The 19,844-nt window shown below is 74.4% G+C and carries 14 protein-coding genes; 2 read left to right on the top strand and 12 right to left on the bottom strand.

Features of this window, described 5'->3' with window-relative positions:
* Positions 1-2: 2 nt before the first annotated feature.
* The 11 genes from ACIQG9_RS19945 to ACIQG9_RS19995 all read right to left on the bottom strand — a co-directional run bounded on the left by ACIQG9_RS19945 (position 3) and on the right by ACIQG9_RS19995 (position 15,543).
* Complete coding sequence (locus ACIQG9_RS19945; RefSeq protein WP_400404380.1) at positions 3-551, bottom strand: hypothetical protein; 549 nt, start codon at positions 549-551, stop codon at positions 3-5.
* A complete protein-coding gene (locus ACIQG9_RS19950; RefSeq protein WP_400404382.1) occupies positions 548-1,108 on the bottom strand; it encodes a hypothetical protein in 561 nt (186 codons plus the stop codon). Before ACIQG9_RS19950 ends, ACIQG9_RS19945 begins: the two co-directional genes overlap by 4 nt.
* A complete protein-coding gene (locus ACIQG9_RS19955; RefSeq protein WP_400404384.1) occupies positions 1,105-1,335 on the bottom strand; it encodes a hypothetical protein in 231 nt (76 codons plus the stop codon). The genes ACIQG9_RS19950 and ACIQG9_RS19955 overlap by 4 nt, the downstream gene beginning before the upstream one ends.
* 63 nt (positions 1,336-1,398) lie before the next feature.
* On the bottom strand, positions 1,399-2,061 hold the full coding sequence (locus ACIQG9_RS19960; RefSeq protein ID WP_400404386.1) for a hypothetical protein: 663 nt from the start codon (positions 2,059-2,061) through the stop codon (positions 1,399-1,401).
* 97 nt (positions 2,062-2,158) lie between these two features.
* Positions 2,159-2,674 carry a hypothetical protein gene (locus ACIQG9_RS19965; RefSeq protein ID WP_400404389.1) on the bottom strand — a complete coding sequence of 172 codons (516 nt, stop codon included), beginning with the start codon at positions 2,672-2,674 and terminating at the stop codon, positions 2,159-2,161.
* An 89-nt stretch (positions 2,675-2,763) separates the two neighbouring features.
* A complete protein-coding gene (locus tag ACIQG9_RS19970) occupies positions 2,764-3,528 on the bottom strand; it encodes a hypothetical protein (protein WP_400404391.1) in 765 nt (254 codons plus the stop codon).
* A gap of 2 nt (positions 3,529-3,530) precedes the next feature.
* Positions 3,531-13,913 carry a hypothetical protein gene (locus ACIQG9_RS19975; protein WP_400404392.1) on the bottom strand — a complete coding sequence of 3,461 codons (10,383 nt, stop codon included), beginning with the start codon at positions 13,911-13,913 and terminating at the stop codon, positions 3,531-3,533.
* 48 nt (positions 13,914-13,961) lie between these two features.
* Positions 13,962-14,333, bottom strand: coding sequence for a hypothetical protein (locus ACIQG9_RS19980; protein WP_400404393.1), 372 nt, complete (start codon positions 14,331-14,333; stop codon positions 13,962-13,964).
* Complete coding sequence (locus tag ACIQG9_RS19985) at positions 14,326-14,727, bottom strand: YbaB/EbfC family nucleoid-associated protein (protein WP_400404395.1); 402 nt, start codon at positions 14,725-14,727, stop codon at positions 14,326-14,328. The genes ACIQG9_RS19980 and ACIQG9_RS19985 overlap by 8 nt, the downstream gene beginning before the upstream one ends.
* Positions 14,728-14,860: 133 nt before the next feature.
* Positions 14,861-15,151 (bottom strand): WXG100 family type VII secretion target, encoded by a 291-nt coding sequence (locus tag ACIQG9_RS19990; protein WP_400404396.1) that lies wholly within the window; start codon positions 15,149-15,151, stop codon positions 14,861-14,863.
* A 32-nt stretch (positions 15,152-15,183) separates the two neighbouring features.
* Positions 15,184-15,543 carry a WXG100 family type VII secretion target gene (locus ACIQG9_RS19995; RefSeq protein WP_400404398.1) on the bottom strand — a complete coding sequence of 120 codons (360 nt, stop codon included), beginning with the start codon at positions 15,541-15,543 and terminating at the stop codon, positions 15,184-15,186.
* Between the two features lie 249 nt (positions 15,544-15,792).
* On the opposite strand from ACIQG9_RS19995, the gene ACIQG9_RS20000 reads away from it, so the two are divergent.
* A complete protein-coding gene (locus ACIQG9_RS20000; protein WP_400404400.1) occupies positions 15,793-16,851 on the top strand; it encodes a WXG100 family type VII secretion target in 1,059 nt (352 codons plus the stop codon).
* A gap of 18 nt (positions 16,852-16,869) precedes the next feature.
* Positions 16,870-18,918: a hypothetical protein gene (locus ACIQG9_RS20005; protein WP_400404403.1), complete on the top strand. Its 2,049-nt coding sequence runs from the start codon at positions 16,870-16,872 to the stop codon at positions 18,916-18,918.
* Between the two features lie 42 nt (positions 18,919-18,960).
* On the opposite strand, the gene ACIQG9_RS20010 is transcribed toward ACIQG9_RS20005, so the two are convergent.
* Positions 18,961-19,794: a phosphoribosylaminoimidazolesuccinocarboxamide synthase gene (locus ACIQG9_RS20010; RefSeq protein ID WP_400404405.1), complete on the bottom strand. Its 834-nt coding sequence runs from the start codon at positions 19,792-19,794 to the stop codon at positions 18,961-18,963.
* Positions 19,795-19,844 lie beyond the last annotated feature (50 nt).

Genomic DNA, 19,844 nt, shown 5'->3' on the forward strand with positions numbered 1-19,844 from the left:
GGTCAGCCGAGCCTGCGCAGCGCCCCGGCGTACGCCGACCGGACCGCCGTCAACCTGCCGGTCCGGAACCGGCCCGGCTCCCGTTGGTAGACCGAGCGGCCCAGCGCCGTCCAGACGGCGGTGAACGGCACCCGGGAACCGCCCGGCGGCACGAACTTCAGCACCTCGTCCAGCGCGGCGACGGCCGCCGTCAGCCGGATCTCACAGCGCCGCCGGTCGGCCGCCGGCAGGCCCGCCGCCCCGGCCGGGACGCCCCGGGCGTGCCCCTCGGCCACCCACAGCCACTCCCCCGCGTCGATCAGCAGGGACTGCTCGGCGCCGCCGTACCGGAAGCCCTCCTCGACCCCGACCGGCTCGGCGGGCAGCCGGAACAGGAACTCCCGGCCGGTGCCGCACCGCTCGCACGCACCCGCGTACCGCCGGGCCAGGTCACCGTCGGGCAGCGCGACCACGCTGGCGGCGCGCGGGAAGCGGCCCGCCCCGCAGCCGCAGGGTTGCAGGTCCATGTAGAGGTGGGCCTCGTGGGTGGAGCGGGCGGCCAGCGGCGTCACGACGGGCTCCACGGCATGTGGTCCAGGTGGAAGTCGCGGACGACCTCGATGCGCCGGCGGCGGAAGCGTCCCGGCTCACGGTGGTGGACCGTCCGTCCCCGGGTCGACCAGAACGCCGACTCCGGCACCGTGTCACCATCGGTCGGCAGGAACTTGCGGACCTCCTCCAGGGCCGCCACGGCCGTCCAGCGCAGGGCCGCCGCCTCGGCGTCGTCGCCCTGCCGCTCGGCCACCTCGGACGCCTCCGCGCACCAGTCGGCGACCAGCAGCCACTCGCCCGGGTCGAGCAACGCGGACGGCTGCGGCCCACCGAACCGGGTGGTGGGGTGCGGGCCGGCGTCGGCGGGAGCCGTCCGCCCCTCGGGCAGGGCGAAGACGAACTCCCGCTGCGCACCGCACCCGGTGCAGCGACCGCGGTACCGGTACGCCGGCCGGGTGCCGTGTGTCACCGGGGCCGGCGCCCAGGCGGCCTCCATCGCCCCGCACCGGTCGCAGGGGTGCAGTTCCAGGTAGAGGTCGGCCTCGTCCCGGCTACGGACGGCGGGCAGCAGTGTCATTCCGTCTCCCGGAGGTGGCCGGTGTCCGGGTCGAGGCCCATGATCTCCCGGGCCCGGCGCATGTACTCGCGCTGCGCCTGCGCCGACGGTGGGCGGCGGTTGGTCGAGTCCGCGCCCTCGGGCGTGAACTCCGCGTCGTCCACCCGGTGCTCGGCCTGCCAGCGCGCGTGCAGCTCGGCCAACTCCCGCAGCCGCCGCTGCCGGTCCGGGTCGGTGTTTATCGCCATCCCGTCACCTCCGGGTCGCGGGGGCGGGCCGGTCCGCCGCCGGTCGAGGTCGCGTCGCGGGTGTCACGGCAGCGGACGCTCCACCCGCTCGGCGACGGTCGTCCGGTCCCAGCTCGCCGGTCGGCCCGGCCCGCCGGTGACCGTCCACCGGTACACGTCCACCGCGGAGCGGATCTCCAGCAGGTAGTAGTTGTGCGAGAAGAAGCGCAGCGTCCACTCCCCGTCGGCGCCCTGCGCGAACGTCGGCGGGGTGACCTCCGGAGCGTCCGGCACCGGCAGCACCCGGGCGAAGTGGTCGGCGTCGCGGACCAGCCAGCCGGCACGGGTGCCCTCCGTCGCCGCGAACGGACGCACCACGGGGCCGTCGATCTCCCACGCCGAGTACAGCTCGCCGAACAGCTCCGCGTACGCCAGCGGGGTCAGCCCGGCCCCCGTCCGGCGGCCGAGGTCGGCCAGCACCTCGGGCCGGTTCAGGTGCAGCGCCTCGCCCGCGGTGGTGAGGAGCAGGCCGTGGGTCACGTAGAGCGGCTGGCTCGCCGCCACCACCCGGACCGCGTCCGCCACCCAGTCCTCGTCGGCGACCGACCACTGCGCCGGTCGGGCCAGGTAGCGGAATCGGGCCGTCCGCATCGTGACCGACTCCGGACCGATCCACACCCGCTCGGTGGGTTCCCCGGGATCCAGCACGTACCGCCGGAGCGCCTCGGTCGTCCGTTCCGTGTCCACCAGCAACCTCCCCGTCACGGCCGTCGGCGGCAATCATCCTGCCACAGTGACCCGTCCGCGCTCCGGCCCGCGCACCCGCCGTCGTCCGCCGTCGGAGTCATCCGGTGGGCTCCGGGAACGCCCGTCGGGCCTGCGCCACCTGCTGACGTACCTCGGGCGCGAACCGGATCCGCCGCAGCGGCCGGCGGCGGATCGGGAACGTGTCCCAGAACGCCCGGGGGTCGTCCCGGTGGGTGGCGTGCAGGTGGACGTGCCGCTCCCGGGGGCCGAGCATCGCGCCCAGCAGCGGACCGGGTACCGGCCCGCTCATCCGGTCGTGGCAGACCAGCGCGCCGCACCGGCCCCCGGCCATCCGCTGCCGCACCGCCGACTCCACCCAGTGGCCGAAGCGTTCGGCGTAGCCGTGCCGGCGGTACAACTCGCCCAGGTCGACCCGCTCCACCCGGATGTCGTCGGTGTCCGCCGGGCCGAGGGTCAGCCAGAGCACCGGCACCGACAGCACCGACGCCGGGCGGGCCGTGACCTCGTCGACCATCCGCTCCACGATCCGCAGGTAGTCGGCCCGGACCGGGCCGGGCAGCCGGTCCAACGTCCTCAGATTGACGTGATCCACGGGTCAACCGTCGTCCCCGGGCCGACCCGCGTCAAGCGACGCGGGCCGCGCGGACCGGGCCGGGCCGCGCCCGGCCCGGCCCGGCCCGGTCACCGTGGCCCGGGGCCGGGCGGTGGCGTCCACAGCAGGGCCGCTCCGGCCAGCGCCGCCCGGTGGTATGGCGGCAGCGGTTCGCCGGTCCAGAAGGTCTCCACCTGCGGGGCCTGCTCGCCCTTGCGGGCCAGCGCCCGTTGGGCGTCGAGGGTGAGGTCCCAGGCCCGGACGCCGGGGGTCAGCTCGGCGAGACAGATCCGCCGTGGCGGCGGCTGCCCGCCCGCCGCCAGCCGCCAGGCCCGCCAGATACGCCGGACCCCGGGATGGCGGGAGAGGTTGTCCACCAGACGGTCGTCGATCCCGTCGGTCAGCTCGGGCGCGAGGTCGGCGAGCTGGGCGAGTGCGGCGGGCAGATCGGTGAGGTCCTCGGGGTCGCCACCGGTCAGATCCAGCGGGCTCGGAATCCGGTGACCCGCCCGGTCGACCACCGCCGGGGGTGCCGGTACGAAACGGAAGGCACCGACCGGTGGTGGCTCGTCGGAGACCGGCACCTCGCCGTACAACTGGGGTTCGCCACCCGGGACGTCCAGCGCCAGCAGGACGCGGGCCAGCAGCTCCCGGTCCGCCGCCGGCACCGGCACCGCGTACTGCACCGTGGCCACCGACACCGCGTCCGGGAGGTGCCGCAGGTCGCCGTTGCCGAGCAACTCGCGCAGGCCGGCCAGCACGTCGTCCGGTAGCCGTCCGGCCAGCCGCAACAGCATCCGGTGGACGGCGGCGAAGAGGTCGTCCGCCTCGTTCCATACAGGCTCGTCGGGCACGCTCAGGTCTCTTCCATGATGATGATCTCGCAGCTCTCCTGGAACTCCGGCGGCAACTCGGCCCGTACCTGTTCGGCGAGGTCAGGATCGGTGGTGCGCCGCATCCGCGACCGGGGCGGGAAGACCGCCTCCTCGTCCACCGCGAAGGACGAGAACACCGAGATGTCGCGGGCCTGCTGCCCGGTGAGCCGGTAGACCACCACCACTTTACCGCCCGAGGCGGGATTCTCCGCCATGAACCGGACCGCCACGTCGAGCCGACGGCTGACACTCAGGAACTCCCGCGCCACGCCGGTCGGCAACCACGAGTTGCCGTAGATGGGGGAATAGACCGGGGTGATCCAGTCGCCCCGGTAGGCGATCACCGGCCGATCCGGACTACCGACGGCCGGTAGCTGCATCATCGCGTCGTGGACCATGTCGGCGTGCCACCGCATCTCGTCGAAGAGCCGCGGCGACACCGCCCGGAGCTGGCTCTTCAGCTCGTCCCAGGCCGCGTCGAGCGCCCGGCCGGCCCGTCGCTCCTCGCTGGTGGCCCGCCGTCGCTCGACGGCGTCGCCCGCGTCGCGCTGCTCCTGCGCCCGCTGCTCGGCCTCCGTCACCCGCCGCTGCGCCTCCACCCAGCGCTCGGCCGGACCGCTCAGTGGCGAACGGGAGGTGAGGTGGCCCGGTGCGTCGTGCACCACCGGGCGCAGCAGCAACGGCAGGGGCAGCGCCTTGGTGCCGGCGGCGATGTTGCCCAGGTAGTTGACGACGAGCTGGTCGACCTTACGGTCGAAGACCGTCTTCGTCGGCAGCTCTGCCGCCCCGCCCGTGAAGAGGTGGGTCCGGATCACGTTGTTGATCAGGTAGTGGCTGTGTCGGGTGTAGACGGTCAGCGCCATCACGTGCGGCTTCGAGAGCCGCTGGCCCAACTCCCGCACGGCGGCCGAGTCGGCCGGGTCGATGCCGTTGCGCCGCAACCAGTCGGCGAGGTCCGGGTCCCGCACCCGGCCGCTCTCCAACTGGGGCCAGAGCCGGTCGGCGATCTCCGGCACCTTGTGCTGCGTCTCGGAGAAGCCGTCCGGGTCGACGGCGTGGTCGAGGTAACGGGCCTCGTGGGGGAACAGCCCGTCGACCGCCACCTCGGCCCGCAGGGTGGGCAGGTCGACGTCGGGCAGGCTGCGGTAGAGATCCACCGCCGTGAACCGGGTGTCCGGCGGACGCAGCTCCACCCGCTGGATCCCGGCGATCTCCGCCCCGCGCAGGATCTCGAACAGGGAGTGGTCCCGGGCCGGGAGCATCCAGCCCATCAGACCACTGAGGAACCGCTCGGCCTGGGGGCCGTCCAGGCCGACGAACCGGGCGGCGGTCAACATCCGGGCCGTGGTGCCGGAGACCCCGTCGATCACCGGGAAGCCGTCCCGGCCCACCCAGCGGGCCCACGGGCCGTGGTCGGTGTCGTGCGCGGTGACGCCCTCCCGCCACGGCAGCCGGTCGTGCTCACCGAGCGGCTCCCCGGTCCGTTCCCGGCTCACCTGGTCGACGTACGCCCGTTCGAGCCGCCCCAGCGGGGTGCCCAGCCGCGCGTAGTGGTCGGCGGTATTGGCCCGCGCCAACTGCTCGGCCTCCCCCCGGTCCCGACGGGGGTACTGACTCGCCGTCATCTCGGTCAGGTCCCGGATCCCGTGCACCGAGTTTCGCGCCACGTTGCCGGTGGCGAAGAAGTCCCGGCCGAACTTGAGCTTGTCCCGCAACGTCTCCGGCATCAGCCGGTTCACGGTGCCGTCGAGCAGGTCGCCCATCCGGCGGACGGCCCCGACGTCGACACCCGCGGCCCGCGCCTGCTCCCACCGGCCGCCGTCCAGCACCGACAGGAGAGCCTTGGACAGGGTGTGCGGACTCGGCCAGTTGCAGTAGGCGGCGTTGTAGAAGGCGGTCATCGTCTCGCGGAGGTTACCCTCCGCGAGCAGCCTGTCGAAGCTGACCGAACTGCCGACCTGACCCGCGCTGGCCGGCTCGTCGTCCCGGAAGAACGCGCCCTCCACCCGGGCGACCAGCTCGGCGCGGCTCTCCCCCGGGTGGAGTGGCTCGGTCAGCTCCACCACGATGTCCCGCAGCCGGGTGAGCGCCGTCCGGACCGTGTCCAGCACCTCCGGATCGTGGAAGTAGTGCGCCCCGAGCCGCTGCTCGAACAGGGTCGCCCCGTCGGCCCAGCGGGGGTCGTGCAGGAACTGCTCGAACTCGAACGGCACCCGGCTGACCCGGGCCGGGTAGCTGGCCGAGGCCACCTCGGCGCGCGCCGGCACCGGCGGCTCGGCCGGCTCCGGACGTACCGGCGGTGGTCCGTCGGCGTCGCGCCCGCTCGGGGCCGTCCCGTCGCCGTCGCGGGCCCGTCCGGGTGGGGCGTCGTCGCCGGGCGTCCCGTCGCCGTCGCGGGGCCGGGCCGGCGTCCCGTCGACGGTCGGCCGGGCCCGGTCGGCCGGTGGGCCGTCCCGGCCGAGCAGGGCGTCCCGGCCGGCGTCGCTGAGCCGACCGTCGAGCAGCCGCAGCCGGGCGCCGGCACCGGGATCGTCCGGACGCAGGCCGAGATGGTCGCGCAGGGCCCGCAGTTCCGCCCGGGCGTGGGCCGCCTGGGTCGGATCGTGCAGCAGGTCCGCCAGCACCTCCGCCTCGGCCAGCCGGCCCAGGTCGTGCGGGCTGAGGCCGGCGCCGTCGGCGAGCACGCCCGGGGTGAGGGCGTCCGGCGTGAACGGGTCCAGCCCACCGGCGGCCCGCTGCCCGATCGCCTCCAGCTCGGCGGCCTCGTGGGCGACCGCCCGGGCCACGTTGACGTCACTGGCCCGGTCGGACAGCTCGACGCGCCAGCCGCCCCCGTCCGGCGGGACGGTGCCGTGCGGCAGGTCACGGCCGTGGGCGTCGATCGGCACCGACCGGGCCACCGCGCCGTTCGGCAGGGCGTCCGCCGGGGCCGTGGTCAGCTCCAGCCGTACGCCGCGCAGCGTGCTGTCGGCCGGCAACCGGTCCACGACCTGGCGCAGGGCGTCGTCGCCGAGCCGCCGCACCAGCTCCGGTTCGGGCACCTCCCGGCCGTACCCGTGGAACTCCGCGTCGGGCACCCGGGCGGCGGTGACCGGCGGGTGCCCGTCCCCGCTGAGCAGGCTGTGGATCGAGGACGGGTCGGGCACCCGGGGCAGCCCGGCGGTGTGCGCCGACCGGGGGTGCAGCGGGCCGGTGTCGCTGACCTGCTTGACGCCCTTCCAGTCCGCGCCGAGCAGCGCCCGCTTGCCGATCCAGGAGGCGTCCCGGCCGTGGTGGTGGTCACCCCAGCCGGCCTGGCTGATCTCGAACGGCGTCGGGTACCGGCTGCTGCCGAAGGCGTGCGTGCGGGCCCGGTGCAGGACCTCCTGCCCCGCCTCCCGCTGCCGGTACGCCTCCCGGAGCACCTGGTCCGGGTCGGTGGTGCCGTAGCGCTCCCGGAGCCGGTCGACGTCCACCGGACCGTCACCGTCGGCCGAGCGGCGGGCCAGCGCGATGTCGACGTCCACCTCGCGCAGCTCGCCCCGGAGCCGGTCCAGGACGCCGTTGGCCCGGTGCTCGGTGTTGGGCGCCCAGTCGAAGCCGTCGCGCGCCCAGGCGTACCCGCCGACGGTGGACGCGGCGTGCACCTCGATCCGCTCGACGCCGGAGTGCCGGTACCACTCCATCAGGTGGCCGTTCCACTCCCGGGCGAAGCCCTGGCCCTGGACACGTTCGCTGAGCTTCAGGGAGACGTGCTCGACGAAGAGGCTCCCGTCGTGGTCACGCTGGAAGGAGCGCACCACCCGGCCGACGTCCACGCCGTCCGCGTCGTGCACGGCGGCCCGGACGACCACCTCGTTGCGGTGCACGCTGACGCTGTACGGGTCCGCCAGGTCCACCCGGATCCGCAGCCCGGCGAACTCCCGACCGTCGAGCTGGTCGGCGAACTCCCGGCGGACGGCGTCCCCCCAGGCCCCGGCCTCCTCCTGGGAGCTGGGGATCAGCTCGTCGAGGGACGGCCGGCGGTCCTCCTGCCGCCAGGGCGGGTCGGACCAGATCTCGTCGTGCCGGGAGTGGTCCCGGCCGTCGGCCACCGGCGTCTCGGCCGGGTACGCCCCCTCCGCCTCCGGCACCCGCTCCAGCTCGTGCACGGGGTAGCCACGCTGCGCGAGCTCGGCGTCGAGCCGGTTCAGTTCGTCGCGGAGCCGGACCTGGTCGATCCGGTCCGTGGCGGCCCGCAGTTCGTCGACGATGCAGCGCCGCTCGTTCAGCCGCAGCAGGGTACGCCCGTCCAGAGCGGCCGGGTCGGCGGCGCCGCGCTCCGCACCGGGTGTCCACCCCGGACGGTCCACCGACGCGTCCGGGGTGGACCAGGGTGGCGTCGCCGGTTCGGGCGTCCGGGTGCCGTGCTCCGGTACCCGCTCCGGCGTCCCCCACGGTGCCGGTCCGGGGTCGGCGGTGACCGGTCGGGTGGGCGGCCCGTCCACGGCGGCCCGGGGAGCGGGGGCGTCACCGCCGAAGACTCCGGTGATCCGGCGCAGCGCCCGGCCGAGCACACCGGGCCGACGCTCGGGCTCCGACCGGGCGGGCTGACCGGCGTCCGGGTGGGTCGCCGGGCCATGGCCGGCCGGGGTGTCCGGTCCCCAGGCCGGCGGGGTGTCGTGGGCGGGTGCGTCGACCCGCCAGGCCGGCGGGGTGTACGGCGCCGGATCGTCGTTCGGCCAGCTCGGGCCGGAGTCGCGGGTGGGTCCCCACTCCGCGAGCGGTGCCGGGTCGGCGTCCGCGTGCGGTGTCGTCGACGCGTCGGGCACCGGGGCCTGGTCCCGCAGCGCGGGCAGCGTCCGTTGCCCCTGCTCCTGCGCGACCGCGTCGAGGTCGATGCCGTACCGCTCGGCGATCGTGCGCGTCATCGGGCCGTAGAAGGTGCCCTGCCGGCGGTCGCCGGCGACCGGGTGGTTCGCCTCGTCGATGGCGACCCGGGCCCGCGCCAGCACACTCTCCGGGGTCTGGGCCACCAACCGGTCCACCAGGTCGCGCGGGAGGACGGCCCGCTCCGCCGGGTCGGTGACGTAGCGGTCCAGGATGCTGTCCCGCATCTTCTGCGGGGTCCAGTCGGCCATCTCCTGGTAGCCGTCGCTGCGCGGCAGGCGCGGATCGCCACCGTGGTCGATCGCCCGGAAGCCGGCCAACCCGCGCAGGAACTGCTGCTGGACCGCGAACGCCTGGAACTCGCCCTCGAAGCGGAGCGGCACCAGCACCTGTGCCGACACCTCGTCGCCGTACCGCCCCTCGGCGACGCCCTGGGCGACGAAGTCGGCCACCACGTCGGGGCTCGGCTGGAGGCGGTGCATGCTCTCGTGGACGACGGTGGCCGCGACCGCGCTGATCGGCCGGCTGGTGGCACCGTCCCGGGGGTCGACGTAGAGCACCTCGGTCCGGGTGTCGAAGCCGCCCCGGGCGGGTCCCCGGACCCACGCCTCCAGGTTCTCGTGGCGCATCTCCGGCGGCAGCAGCGCCGCCACGCTCTCCATGTCCTTCGGCACCAGCCGGTCGAAGGTGCGCGCGGCGTGGCCCTCGAACGTCGGCCCCAGCACGTCACCGATCTTGGCGATCGCGATCGCCTGGTCGAGGACGTGGAACCGGTGGGTCTGCGGGTCCACGCTGACCACCCGGGTGGCCAACTCGACGGAGTTGAGCGGGTCGACGCCGTCGAGGTCCCGCCAGCCGGGGTCGGCGTACTCACCGCCGCGTTCGAAGTCGCGCCAGCCCCGGTACTGGTCGGCGTAGTCGTTGACGGCGCGGCTCAGGTCGCGTACGCCCTGCACGACCTCGCCGATCCGGCCGCCCTCGCGGGCCGTGTCGGCGGCGGTCTGCAACCGGTCGGCCAGCCCGCCGATGGCGTCGAGGTCGGCGATGCGCCGGGCCACCGCCGCCTCGGGGTAGCGGGCGAGCAGGTGGTCCTTCGCCTTCTGCACCAGCTCGTGGACCTGTTCGGGCAGCTCGGCGCCGGTCCTGGTCCGGTGCGCGGGGAAGTTGGCGCTGGGCGCCAGCTCCTGGCTGATCGGCAGCTCGGCCGGCCGCGCCGGTGGTTCGGCGTGCCCGACGGCGTCGGGGGTGGCGTTCGGGTCGGCCGGTACCCGCGCCTCGACCAGCGCCGACGTCTCCTCACGCAGCCGGGCCACGGTGGCGTCGATGTCGGTCTGCCGGCGCGGCAGGTACGAGCCGTCCTCCTGCCGGTCGGCGAGGTGGTCCCGGGCCCAGCCGCGTACCTGCTCGGGGGTGGTCGTGCCGTCGGCGAGCAGGCCACGGACGGTGTCCGGGGTGAGCGGCCGGGGCGGTGCCGGCTCCGGGGCGGTGGCGTCACGGAAGCTGATCCGGTCGGCGTCGAGCACCGGCGGGTCCGGCCGGGCCGGTTCCTCCAAGGCCGCCAGTGACGGCTCCTCCACCGGCCGCGCGGGCTCCGGCCGCGCCGGCCCGTCCGGCGCCGTGGTGGTGTCGCGCGCCGACTCGGGTACGACATCCGCCGGCCGGTCGAGAACCTGGTGGATCTCCCGGTGCAGGGTGCGCCAGGCGTCGCCGAGTTGACGGTCGACGGCGGCCGGCCGGCCGGCCGGGTCGGTCGGGAGGTGGTCCGGCAGGACCACGCCGGCCGGCTCACGCTGCACCCACTGCCCGTGCTCGACCGAGAGCCCCGGACGCAGCACCACCGGCTGGCCGGGCGGCAGGGCGGAGTTGACCTGGAGTGCCACCTGGACGCGCAGACCGTCCGGGTACTCCACCGTGAGCAGCCGGGACGCCGGGTCCCAGCTCGCCCGGTGCGGCTGGTCCACCGGCCCGGGTTCCCGGCCGGCCAGCAGCTCACCGACGTGCCCGTCGAAGGTCGACCGGACCACGTCCGGCAGCGGGACGGACGGCCCGATCGGGTGCGGCTCGACCGGCACCAGCTCGAACGGGACCCGCCCGCCGTCCGGCGTTACGCCGCGTAGCAGCCCCCGGCCGGCCAGGTCGCCGCCTCGGCCCGCATCCGCAGGATCTTGCCGAACGCCTTGCGGTACTGCATGTCCTCCGTCCCGTCCAGCACCTGGCCCTGCCGGGACTCCTTCTGGATGACCAGCCGCCGATCCTTCTCCGGGTAGCCGAAGCTGTACTCGACCTCCCGACTGTCCTCCCGGACCATTTCGAAGTCCACCAGAATCGCCATCACCGGTTCTCCTCGGCCACGAGTTGTCCAGGTCCTCCCCGGTACGGCCGGGCGCGACCCGCTCCCAATTGAACAGGCTCTGGGCGTGCGCGTGGGCATCCGGGTACGTGGCGTCCGGGTGCACCCGCAGGTAGCCCGACTCGGCCAGCTCGTGCTCCAGCAGCACCAGGTCGGGTTCGAGGTGTCGGCCCTCCCGCAGCCGGATCCAGGCCTCCGCGATGTCCTCGTCCGCGTCGAACCGCCGGCGGATCCACCCGTCGGGGTAGTCCCGCAGCACGTGCTCGTCGAACATCAGGTGCTGCTTGATCCGGGCGATGTCGGCGTGGGTGTAGCCGGTCGTGCCGTCGGGTCGGGCGACGGTGGCGAGGTTCGCCGCGATGTCGGTCACGTCCCCCGGGTCGGCCCGGAACCGGTCGTAGGCCCGGTTGGCCCAATCCTGGGCGCGCAGCTCGTCGCGGGGGCGGATGGATGCCCCGGTGGAGACCTCCGGATCGGTGGGCCGACCCGGGTCGTCGGCCCGGTCCGCCCTGACCGGGCCGTCGGGCCGCCCGGCGTCGGGAGCGGCGCCGTCCCGGCCGTGCGGCGTTCCCGACCGCCCGGCCGGTGCGCCGTCCGCCCGCACCGGCGGGGTGGCGTCCGTACGCGGCGGTGGGCTGGCGTCCGCACGCGGGGGTGGCGGAGCGTCGGCGCGCGGGACGGGTGGACTGTCACCACGCAGGGCGGGTGGGCTGTCGCCACGGGGGGCGGGTGGGCTGTCGCCACGCAGGGCGGGTGGGCTGTCGCCACGGGGGGCGGGTGCGGCGTCCGTGCGCGGTGGCGGGCCGCCGTCCACGGGGGTGACCAGGTCACCGTGCGGTGGGCCGCCGTCCGACCGGACCGCCGGCGCGTCCGGCCGCATGGCGGCAGCCACCCCGTCCCGGGCCGGCACGGCGGTGTCCGGCAGGCCGGCGCGGCGCGTCCCGTCGGGGGAATCGTCGCCCCTGGTGACGGGTCCGCCGTCGGGGTGCGGGGCCGGCGGGTCGGTCCTGGTGCCGGCGGTCGGCGGGTCGGCGTCCCGCACGGTCCCGGGCGGCTCGGCGCGGGTGCGCTCCGGCGGCGGCCCACCGTCCGGATCGCGCCGGGCCGATTCCGGGTCGCGGTGGGTTGGTTCCGGATCGCGGTGGACCGGCTCCGGATCGCGCCGGGCCTGTTCCGGGTCGCGGGGGATTGGTTCCGGATCGTGCCGGACGGGGCCGCCGTCCCCCGCCCGCCGCGCGGGGGTCTCCGGCCCGGTGGGTCGGGCCGGCTCGCCGGGGGTCCGGTCGCCCCCCGGGCGGGTGGGCTCGGCGGTCGGCCGCGCCGGTTCCACGGTGCGCACCCCGGCGTCACCGGTACGCACCGACGTCGGGTGGGCGGGCTGACGGGGGCCGCCGCCACCGTCTCCGCCCCCCGCGCCGCCGACCGGACTGGTGCGCTGCGGGACGTCCGCCGGGGGCAGTTGCGCCAGGGGCGGGTGGGTGGTCCGGGCACCGGAGGAGGACGTCACGTCGGCGTCGGTCACCCGGACGGTGGGCGGCGGGGCGCCGTCCCGGGCGAGCACGGTGCCGTCGGCGGCGATCGCGCCGCCGTCCACCCGTTGCCCGCTCGCGTCGACGTGCTCCCAGACAGCGCCGCGTTCGCTGTACATGACCCGCAGCCCGTCGGCGCGGTCGACGGAGGCCATCCCCTCGGGGAGCACCATGACGTCGCGGCCGATCCGCAGGTCCATCCCGCCGACGCGGGCCGTCTCCAGCTTGTTCTGCGCGCCGAAGATCGCGCCGGCCTTGGCGCCCTCCGCCCCGCCGTGCAGCATGTTCTGCAGGTCGAACTTGCCCTGGGCGGCGTCCGTCAGGCCGGTCACCAGGCTGCCGGCCACCCCGCCGCCGATGACGTGCCCGGGGATGCCACCGAACATGGACGCCCCGAAGAGTCCGCCCTGCGCGGTGGACATGCCCAGCTCGCCCAGGTCGAGGCTGGCCCGCTCGCCGCCGGCGATCTGGTACATCTGGCCCAGCAGGTTACCGCCGCCCATGAAGGCCGCGCCGAACGCGACCCGCTGGCCCAGGTACTTCGCCAGCTCACGGCCGAAGGCGGTGGTGGCGACCTCCCGGGCCGCGTACTGGCTCAGGGTGGCCCGGCTGAGCTGCTCGAACGCCTCGGTGCCGGCCAGTCTGACCCCACCACGGGCGGCCAGTTCGGTGCCGACCCGGGCGCCGAACTTGCGTAGTAGCTGCTCCTCGATCTCCTTGGCCAGTTGGTTGCGGGCGGCGAGCAGGCTCCGCCCGGCGAGCCGCCGGGACTCCAGCCCGGCCTCCCGGCCGAGCTGGCGGAGCAGCTCACGGTTGGTGACGCTGCGCAGCCACTGGCCCGCCATCCGGTCGGCGACCGAGCGGGCGATGACGTTGCGCGGCAGGACCCCCCGGGCCAGGTTGCCCGCGCCCTGACGGGCCAGGGTCGGCAGGGTCTGCCGGACGAAGACCGGGATCTGGGTACGGGCGAAGCGCGGTAGCTGGGTGGTGACCAGCCGGGGCACCTGGGTCCGGACCAGGTTCGGCAGTTGGGTGCGGACCAGGGTGGGCAGCGTACGGGTCAACAGCGTGGCCACCTCGGCGAGGGCCGCGCGGATGGAGATGCTGCCGATCGCCCGGACCGCGTTGGTGGCGGCCGCACCGATCGCGGCCCGGCAGGCGGCGAACGCGCCCGGGATGCCGGCGGTGGACAGGCCGAGTGACGGGATGGCGGCGGCGACCAGCATGAACAGCGAGACGGCCAGCATGATCAGGCCGATCAGCGCCATGAACTTCATCAGCTCGATCTGCAGGCCGAAGCTCTGCACCGCCTCCTCCATGGAGGCGAGGGTGTCGACCGTGCCGGCGAGCGACTGGAGGTAGGAGAGCCATTCCCGGGTGAACGCCTCGGCGGCCCCGTCGCCGGTCCAGTTCTCCATGATGCCGTCGGCGGCGTGCACCGCCTCCTCGTAGAAGGAGGCGAGTTCCTGGGTGGCGGCGCCCCAGGCGTCGGAGAGCTCGTAGACGGCGTCGATGTCCGACTCGGGGATCTTGCCGATGAGGATCTCGCCGACGGTGGACCGGACGCCGGGAATGGCGGCTTCGAGATCGGAGAACCACTCCAGGATCTCGGCGAGGGCGTGGTCACTCTCGCTCACGCGGAGTCCTCCCCGGCACCGCCGTGACCCACGGCCGTTCCCCTCGGGTCAGTGCCGGCCACCGGCCCGGTCGATGTCGGTGGCGTTGTCGTCGTCGGTGCCGGTGTAGCTCCACATCGCGTCGGCGACGTACTTGCCGAGCTGGTCCATCGCCACCCCGAGCTTGGGCACGGTGTCCTTGATGGCCTCGTTCATCTGCTGCCCACCGCCGCCGGCCACCTCGACCGACTTGTGGTACGTCTTGAGGAACTCCTCGGTGAACTCGTCGCGCGGCAGCGTCCCCGGCGCGGACTCCATGCCGCTGACCGCACCGAGCTTGCCGTCCATCGTGGCGGACAACGACTGCCCGTTGACGCGCAGCCGGTTGGCGATGCCGAGGATGTCGGCGACGCTCGACTTGATCTCGACGAAGTTACTCATCGTCGTCCCCCTTCAGGCGCACGTCGGCGTCGTGGCTGTGCAGCAGCTTCTCCAACTGCGCCCCGCCGGGTGCCATCCGCCGCAGGTCGGGCGCGAGGCTGCCGTCGAGGATCTCCTTCGACTGCTCGGCCGCGTCCTCGACGGCGAGGCGGACGGTCGCCACGATGGTGGCGGCGAGGGCCTTGGAGTTGGGGTTGCGGAAGACCCGGGGATCGATGTCGAGCTCCAGCAGATGGCCCCGGGGACCCACCACCGCCTTGACGGTGCGGTCGTCCGACCAGGCCGTGCCGGTCACCCGGAGCATGCGGCGCTGCACCTCGTCCATACCGGACCAGGCCTTCTTGAGGTCACCGATCATGGCGGTCAGCGCGCCGAAGTTCGGCCGTTCCTCCATCGCCCCTCCCCCAAGGTCGCTGCACGGCAGCGTAGCGGGGCGGTACGACTCCGGGTGCCCCCGCCCGGCACCATCCCGGCGGTACGGGCCGGTCCGGCGTCCCCACCGCTGGTGGACACGCCGGACCGGGCCGTCACATGCCGGCGGCGATCTGCTGGTCGACCTGCTGCATCCGCTCCGCCGAGGCGCCGAGCTTCAGGCCGACCCGGGACAGCGCCTCCTTGATCTCGGTGGCGCCCTGGTTCCACTTCTGCCGGGCCTCGTCGCACGCCTGGCCCGCCGAACCCTGCCAGTCCGCCGCGAAGAGCTGGGTGAACTGGGTGTACAGGTCCTGGAGGCTGCCGTCCATCTGGCCCTGGTAGGTGCCGATCGCGGTCGCCACGTCCGAGATCTGACCGAAGTTGTAGGTGATGGGACTACTCACTGGAATGTCACCTTTCGCTGGTCGCGGCGGCGTCAGCCGCGCAGGATGCTCATCACGCTGGCGTCGCCGGTCTCGGCGGCGGCGTTCCGGATCTCGGTCGCGGCGTCCTCGTCGTTCATGCCGTACTGCGTCGCGGCGCTGGTCATCTTGCCGGACAGCTCGTCGAGCGCGGAGATGATCTTCCGCAACCCGTCGTTGAGCTGCACCGAGACGTCCTGCAGCGCGTTGTTCGCCGAGCCCCGCATGCCGCCGCCGCCCAGGGTCTGCACCCGCTCGATGAGCTGTGCCATGCCCTGCGCCAGACCCTCACCGGTCTCGTTGCAGCGCTGCGCCATCGCGTTCAGCTGTTCCTGGGTGGCGTGAACCTGGCCCAGTCCAGGGGTGTTGGTCAAGGTGGACTCACCCGCTCCTCTGCTTGCGCCCCCCGGTCAGGGAAGCGTCCCCTTGATGTGATGGCCGTGACGGCCGATTCCGACCGTAGCGTCCCCGGTCGAATCGGGCCACCTCACTTCGTCCGAAGTGGTCCATCGTGCGCTCCGTGGCCGGTCGCACCGGTTCCCGCGGCTTGGCCGCAGCGGTTACGCTCGGGTCGATTCGTGGAGACACTCGGGCGGGGGCCCGCCGGACCAGGGGGAGGGTCGGTGGCGGACGACGACGGCACCGCTGGCAGCGGCAATCCGTACCAGCAGGAGACCAGCCAGAACACCCGGACGGACTGGCTGGCCGACCAGAAGCCGGTCGACGTCGATCTCGACGGCCTGGTCGACTACGGCAAGAACATGGTGACCATCCAGGAAAACCTGCAGAGCCACGGCGGCCGGCTGAGCCAGCTCGGCCAGTTGCCGCAGAGCGCCTGGGACGGCAACGCGCTGCCGGAGGGGACGTACATCCGGGGTCAGATGACCCTGAACTACGGCGAGTTCCAGCAGTACCTCACCCACCTGGGCACGGCGCTGACCAACATCGGCATGGCCGCGCAGACGGTGGCGGACGCCTACTCGTCCACCGACGGCTGGTCGGCGGCCTCGCTGGACGCGGTCCGGTTCGCCTTCGGCGAGGCAAACGCACCCCGCCCACCGGGGCTGCCCCCCTTCATCTCCGGCAAGACCTGGTGGGACCAGTACTTCGAGGCGATGTCGAGCGGGCAGAACAACACCGCCCCCACCCCCGAACAGTTCGTCGACCAGGGCCAGCCGACGGTCAACCCCGACGGCAGCATGACCTTCACCGCCATCGGGCCGAACGGTGTCGTCCGGACCATCACCCAGCGGACCCTGCCGGGCGGCGCGGGCACGGTGACGGTCACCACCACGACCGACGCCAACGGCAAGGTGCTCAGCAGCAGCTCCAGCCGGTCGGCCACGGTCATCAGCGGCAACTCGACGGTGGTCACCACCACGACCACCGACGGCGACGGCAAGCGCACCGGCGGCAGCCGGGAGACCACCTCGTACGGCTCCGACGGCGGCCGTACGGTGACCAGCGAGCAGCTCGACGCCGACGGCCAACCGACCTCGAAGAAGGTCGACGAGCAGCACGCCGACGGGACGCGGACGCTCACCACGACGGACGGCAAGGGCAACGTGACCCAGGAACTGCACATCGGGGAGGACACCGCCGGGGTGGAGACGAGCGAGCTCACCAACTCCCCCACCAAACAGGCGCTGGACGAGATCAAGCGGCACGACTACGGCATCTGAGCCAGGGAGGAGACCACCATGGCCGACTACTGGGGTGCCCGTGCGACCTACTCGTCCGGCGGCCCGCGCGGTGAGGGCACCCGGTACGTCATGCCGCCGGAGAATCCGAACCTGAAGTTCACCCCGGCCCCGACCGACGAGGGCGGGGCCAGCATCGAGACGGTCCGGCAGCAGGTGCTGGCCCAGCACCCGGAGGACATCTCGGCGCTGGCCGACCAGTGGCAGAACGCCTACAACCTGCTGCAGAGCATCCACCAGCAGCTCCGGACCGCCAGCCAGACCCTGCACGACGAGACCTGGAAGTCACCCCAGGCCCGCGACGCGTTCCTGCAGGCCGGGCCGGGCAAGACCCTGGCGTACCTCGACGAGTGGATGGACGCCACGCTGAACAACGTCGCCGCGCTGCGGGCGATGGTCGGCATCGCGCGCGACTCCCGGTCCGAGATGGAGACCCTCTGGACGGAGTACCAGAACGCGATCGACGACGCCAAGAACGCCGACGGTTGGACGCAGTTCTCCGAGGGCTTCAAGCAGGGCTTCACCCTGGGCCTGTACGACGGCGAGAAGGGCATCCAGGCGTCCGAGGCCGAGGCGGTGCAGGAGAAGCAGAAGGAGTACAACCGCCGGGCGCAGGAGCTGGCCCACCGCACGGCCGGCGAGTACTTCGACACGTTGAACAAGGTCAGCGGCGGGCACGGGCCGCCGTTCTTCCCGATGGACGCGGTGCTCAACCCGGTCGGTCACCCGCCCTGGCGGGGTCCGGTCGGCGCGCCGCCGGGCGTGCGGCCCCCCGGCGTACGCCCTCCGGGCACCGGGCCGAACACGGCGCAGCAGGTATCGGTCCGCGCGGTGCCCCGGATCGCGCCGACCGACCCGAAGCAGTTGGAGCAGCAGGTGCTGGCCACCCTGAGGCCGCCGCCGGGCGCGGAGAGCGGTGCCCCGGCGCCCGCTAACGGGGGCAACCAGGGCCCCACGGTGGCACCGCCACCGGTGGTGGCACCGCCGATGGTCGCGCCCCCGCCCGGGTTGGGCACGGGCGCGCCCGGCCTGGCCAACGCGGGAGCCAACCAACTCAGCGGTGGCCGCGCCGGACTGGTCCGCCCACCCGGGTTGGACGGGCTCACCGGCGGTGAGCGCGGCGGCCTGCGCAGCGGGGTCCTGCGGGGCGGTGCCGGGGCGCCGGCCGTCACCGAGCCGCCGCAGGCGTCGCTGCGGTCACCCGGCGCGAACGCCACCCCACCGCCGGCCGGCGGCCGGGCGGCCCCACCGAAGGCGCTGCGCGGTCCCGGCTCGTCCTCGACCGCCGCGCCACCGAGCGGTGCACGCGGCACCGGCGGCACCCCGGCGACCGGTGCCCCGCCGTCGTCGGCGGCGCGGCGGCCGGGCGCGCCCGGCACCGAGACCGGGTCGGCCACGGGTCGCGGCGCACCGGGTCGCCCGGGTACGGGTGGCACGGAGCCGTTCGGCCGCAGCGCCAGCAGCACCAGTCCACCGGTCCTGCAGAGCCGCCGTCCGGAGGGCCGGCGGTCCACCGGTGGCCTCCCCACCGGTGAGCGGGTCACCGGTTCGTCCACGCCGACCCGGCCGGGGACCAGCCCGCCGGTCCTGGGCAGCCCGGCCACGGGCGCGGGTGTCCCACCGACCGGTCCGGCACGTTCGAGCCGGCGCGGCCGGGACGGCGCCGGCCGGGCCACGGCTCCGGGCAGCGAGTGGCTGGGGGACGGCCAGCCGGAGGCGACCGCGCCGGTGCTGGACGCGCCGGCCGTGCCGCCCAGCGGGGCCCGGGTGTCCCGGCTGGAGGAGGTGCCGAGCGCGCTGCGGGGTCGGCCGTCCGCCAGCCCGGCGTCGCGGCCGGCGCGTGGTGGTCAGACCGTGCCGCCGGAACTGGCCCCTCGGCGGACCAGCGCCGCGAAGCGGGACGACCGGGACGAGCGGCGGGACGAGCACGAGATCGTCACGGACGAGCAGGCGTTCAGCGTGGAGACCCCGGGCGGCGGGGTCCTCGGCAAGCAGGCGGAGGACCGTTCGTACCGGGCCGAGCCGAAGACCGCGCTCGGCGGCAACTGACGGTGCCCGGCCGGCCCACCCGGGCCGGCCGGGGCCGGCGGGTCAGGACCAGCGCCGGCCGGTCAGCCGCTCGTAGACGTCGACGTAGCGGGCCCGGGTGGCCCCGACCACGTCGGCCGGAATCTCGGGTGCGGGTGCCCGCTTGTCCCAGCCGCTGCTGGTCGCCCAGTCCCGGACGTACTGCTTGTCGTAGGAGAACTGGGTACGGCCCGGCTGGTACGACTCGGCGGGCCAGTAACGGGACGAGTCAGAGGTGAGCACCTCGTCGCCGAGGACCAGGGTGCCGTCCGGCGCCCAGCCCAGCTCGATCTTGGTGTCGGCGACCAGGATGCCCCGGTCGGCGGCGAGTTCGGCGCCGCGCCGGTAGACGTCGATGGTGATCTGGCGCAACCGCTCGGCGGTCTCCGCGCCCACCTTGTCCACCACGGCGGCGAAGGTGATCGGCTCGTCGTGCTCACCGACCGGCGCCTTGGTCGACGGGGTGAAGATCGGCTCCGGCAGGATCGACGCCTCGACCAGGCCGCGCGGCAGCGGTACGCCGGAGACCGCGCCGGTGTGCTCGTACTCCTTGAGGCCGCCGCCGGTGAGGTAGCCACGGGCGACGCACTCGACCGGCACCATGTCCAGCCGGCGGCAGCGCAGGGCCCGGCCGGCGAACTCGGCGGGCACCTCGGTGGCCGAGATCACGTGGTGCGGCACCAGGTCGGCGAGTTGCTCGAACCACCAGAGCGAGAGGGCGGTGAGCAGCCGGCCCTTGTCCGGGATCGGCGTCGGCAGCACCACGTCGTAGACGGAGATCCGGTCGGAGGCGACCAGGATCAGGTCGTCGCCGTCGGCGTAGACGTCCCGGACCTTGCCCGAGTGCAGAAGTTCCACGCGCCCTAGTACACCACGCGCGCCGGGACGGCCGGTGCGCCCACCCGGGC

The sequence above is a fragment of the Micromonospora sp. NPDC092111 genome, from assembly GCF_044755745.1.
GTDB lineage: Bacteria > Actinomycetota > Actinomycetes > Mycobacteriales > Micromonosporaceae > Micromonospora.

What these genes read in the sequence shown, in the direction of transcription:
- ACIQG9_RS19950 (WP_400404382.1), bottom strand. Translation starts at nt 1,108, where the DNA reads ATGACACTGCTGCCCGCCGTCCGTAGCCGGGACGAGGCCGACCTCTAC.
- ACIQG9_RS19955 (WP_400404384.1), bottom strand. Translation starts at nt 1,335, where the DNA reads ATGGCGATAAACACCGACCCGGACCGGCAGCGGCGGCTGCGGGAGTTG.
- ACIQG9_RS19980 (WP_400404393.1), bottom strand. Translation starts at nt 14,333, where the DNA reads ATGAGTAACTTCGTCGAGATCAAGTCGAGCGTCGCCGACATCCTCGGC.
- ACIQG9_RS19985 (WP_400404395.1), bottom strand. Translation starts at nt 14,727, where the DNA reads ATGGAGGAACGGCCGAACTTCGGCGCGCTGACCGCCATGATCGGTGAC.
- ACIQG9_RS20005 (WP_400404403.1), top strand. Translation starts at nt 16,870, where the DNA reads ATGGCCGACTACTGGGGTGCCCGTGCGACCTACTCGTCCGGCGGCCCG.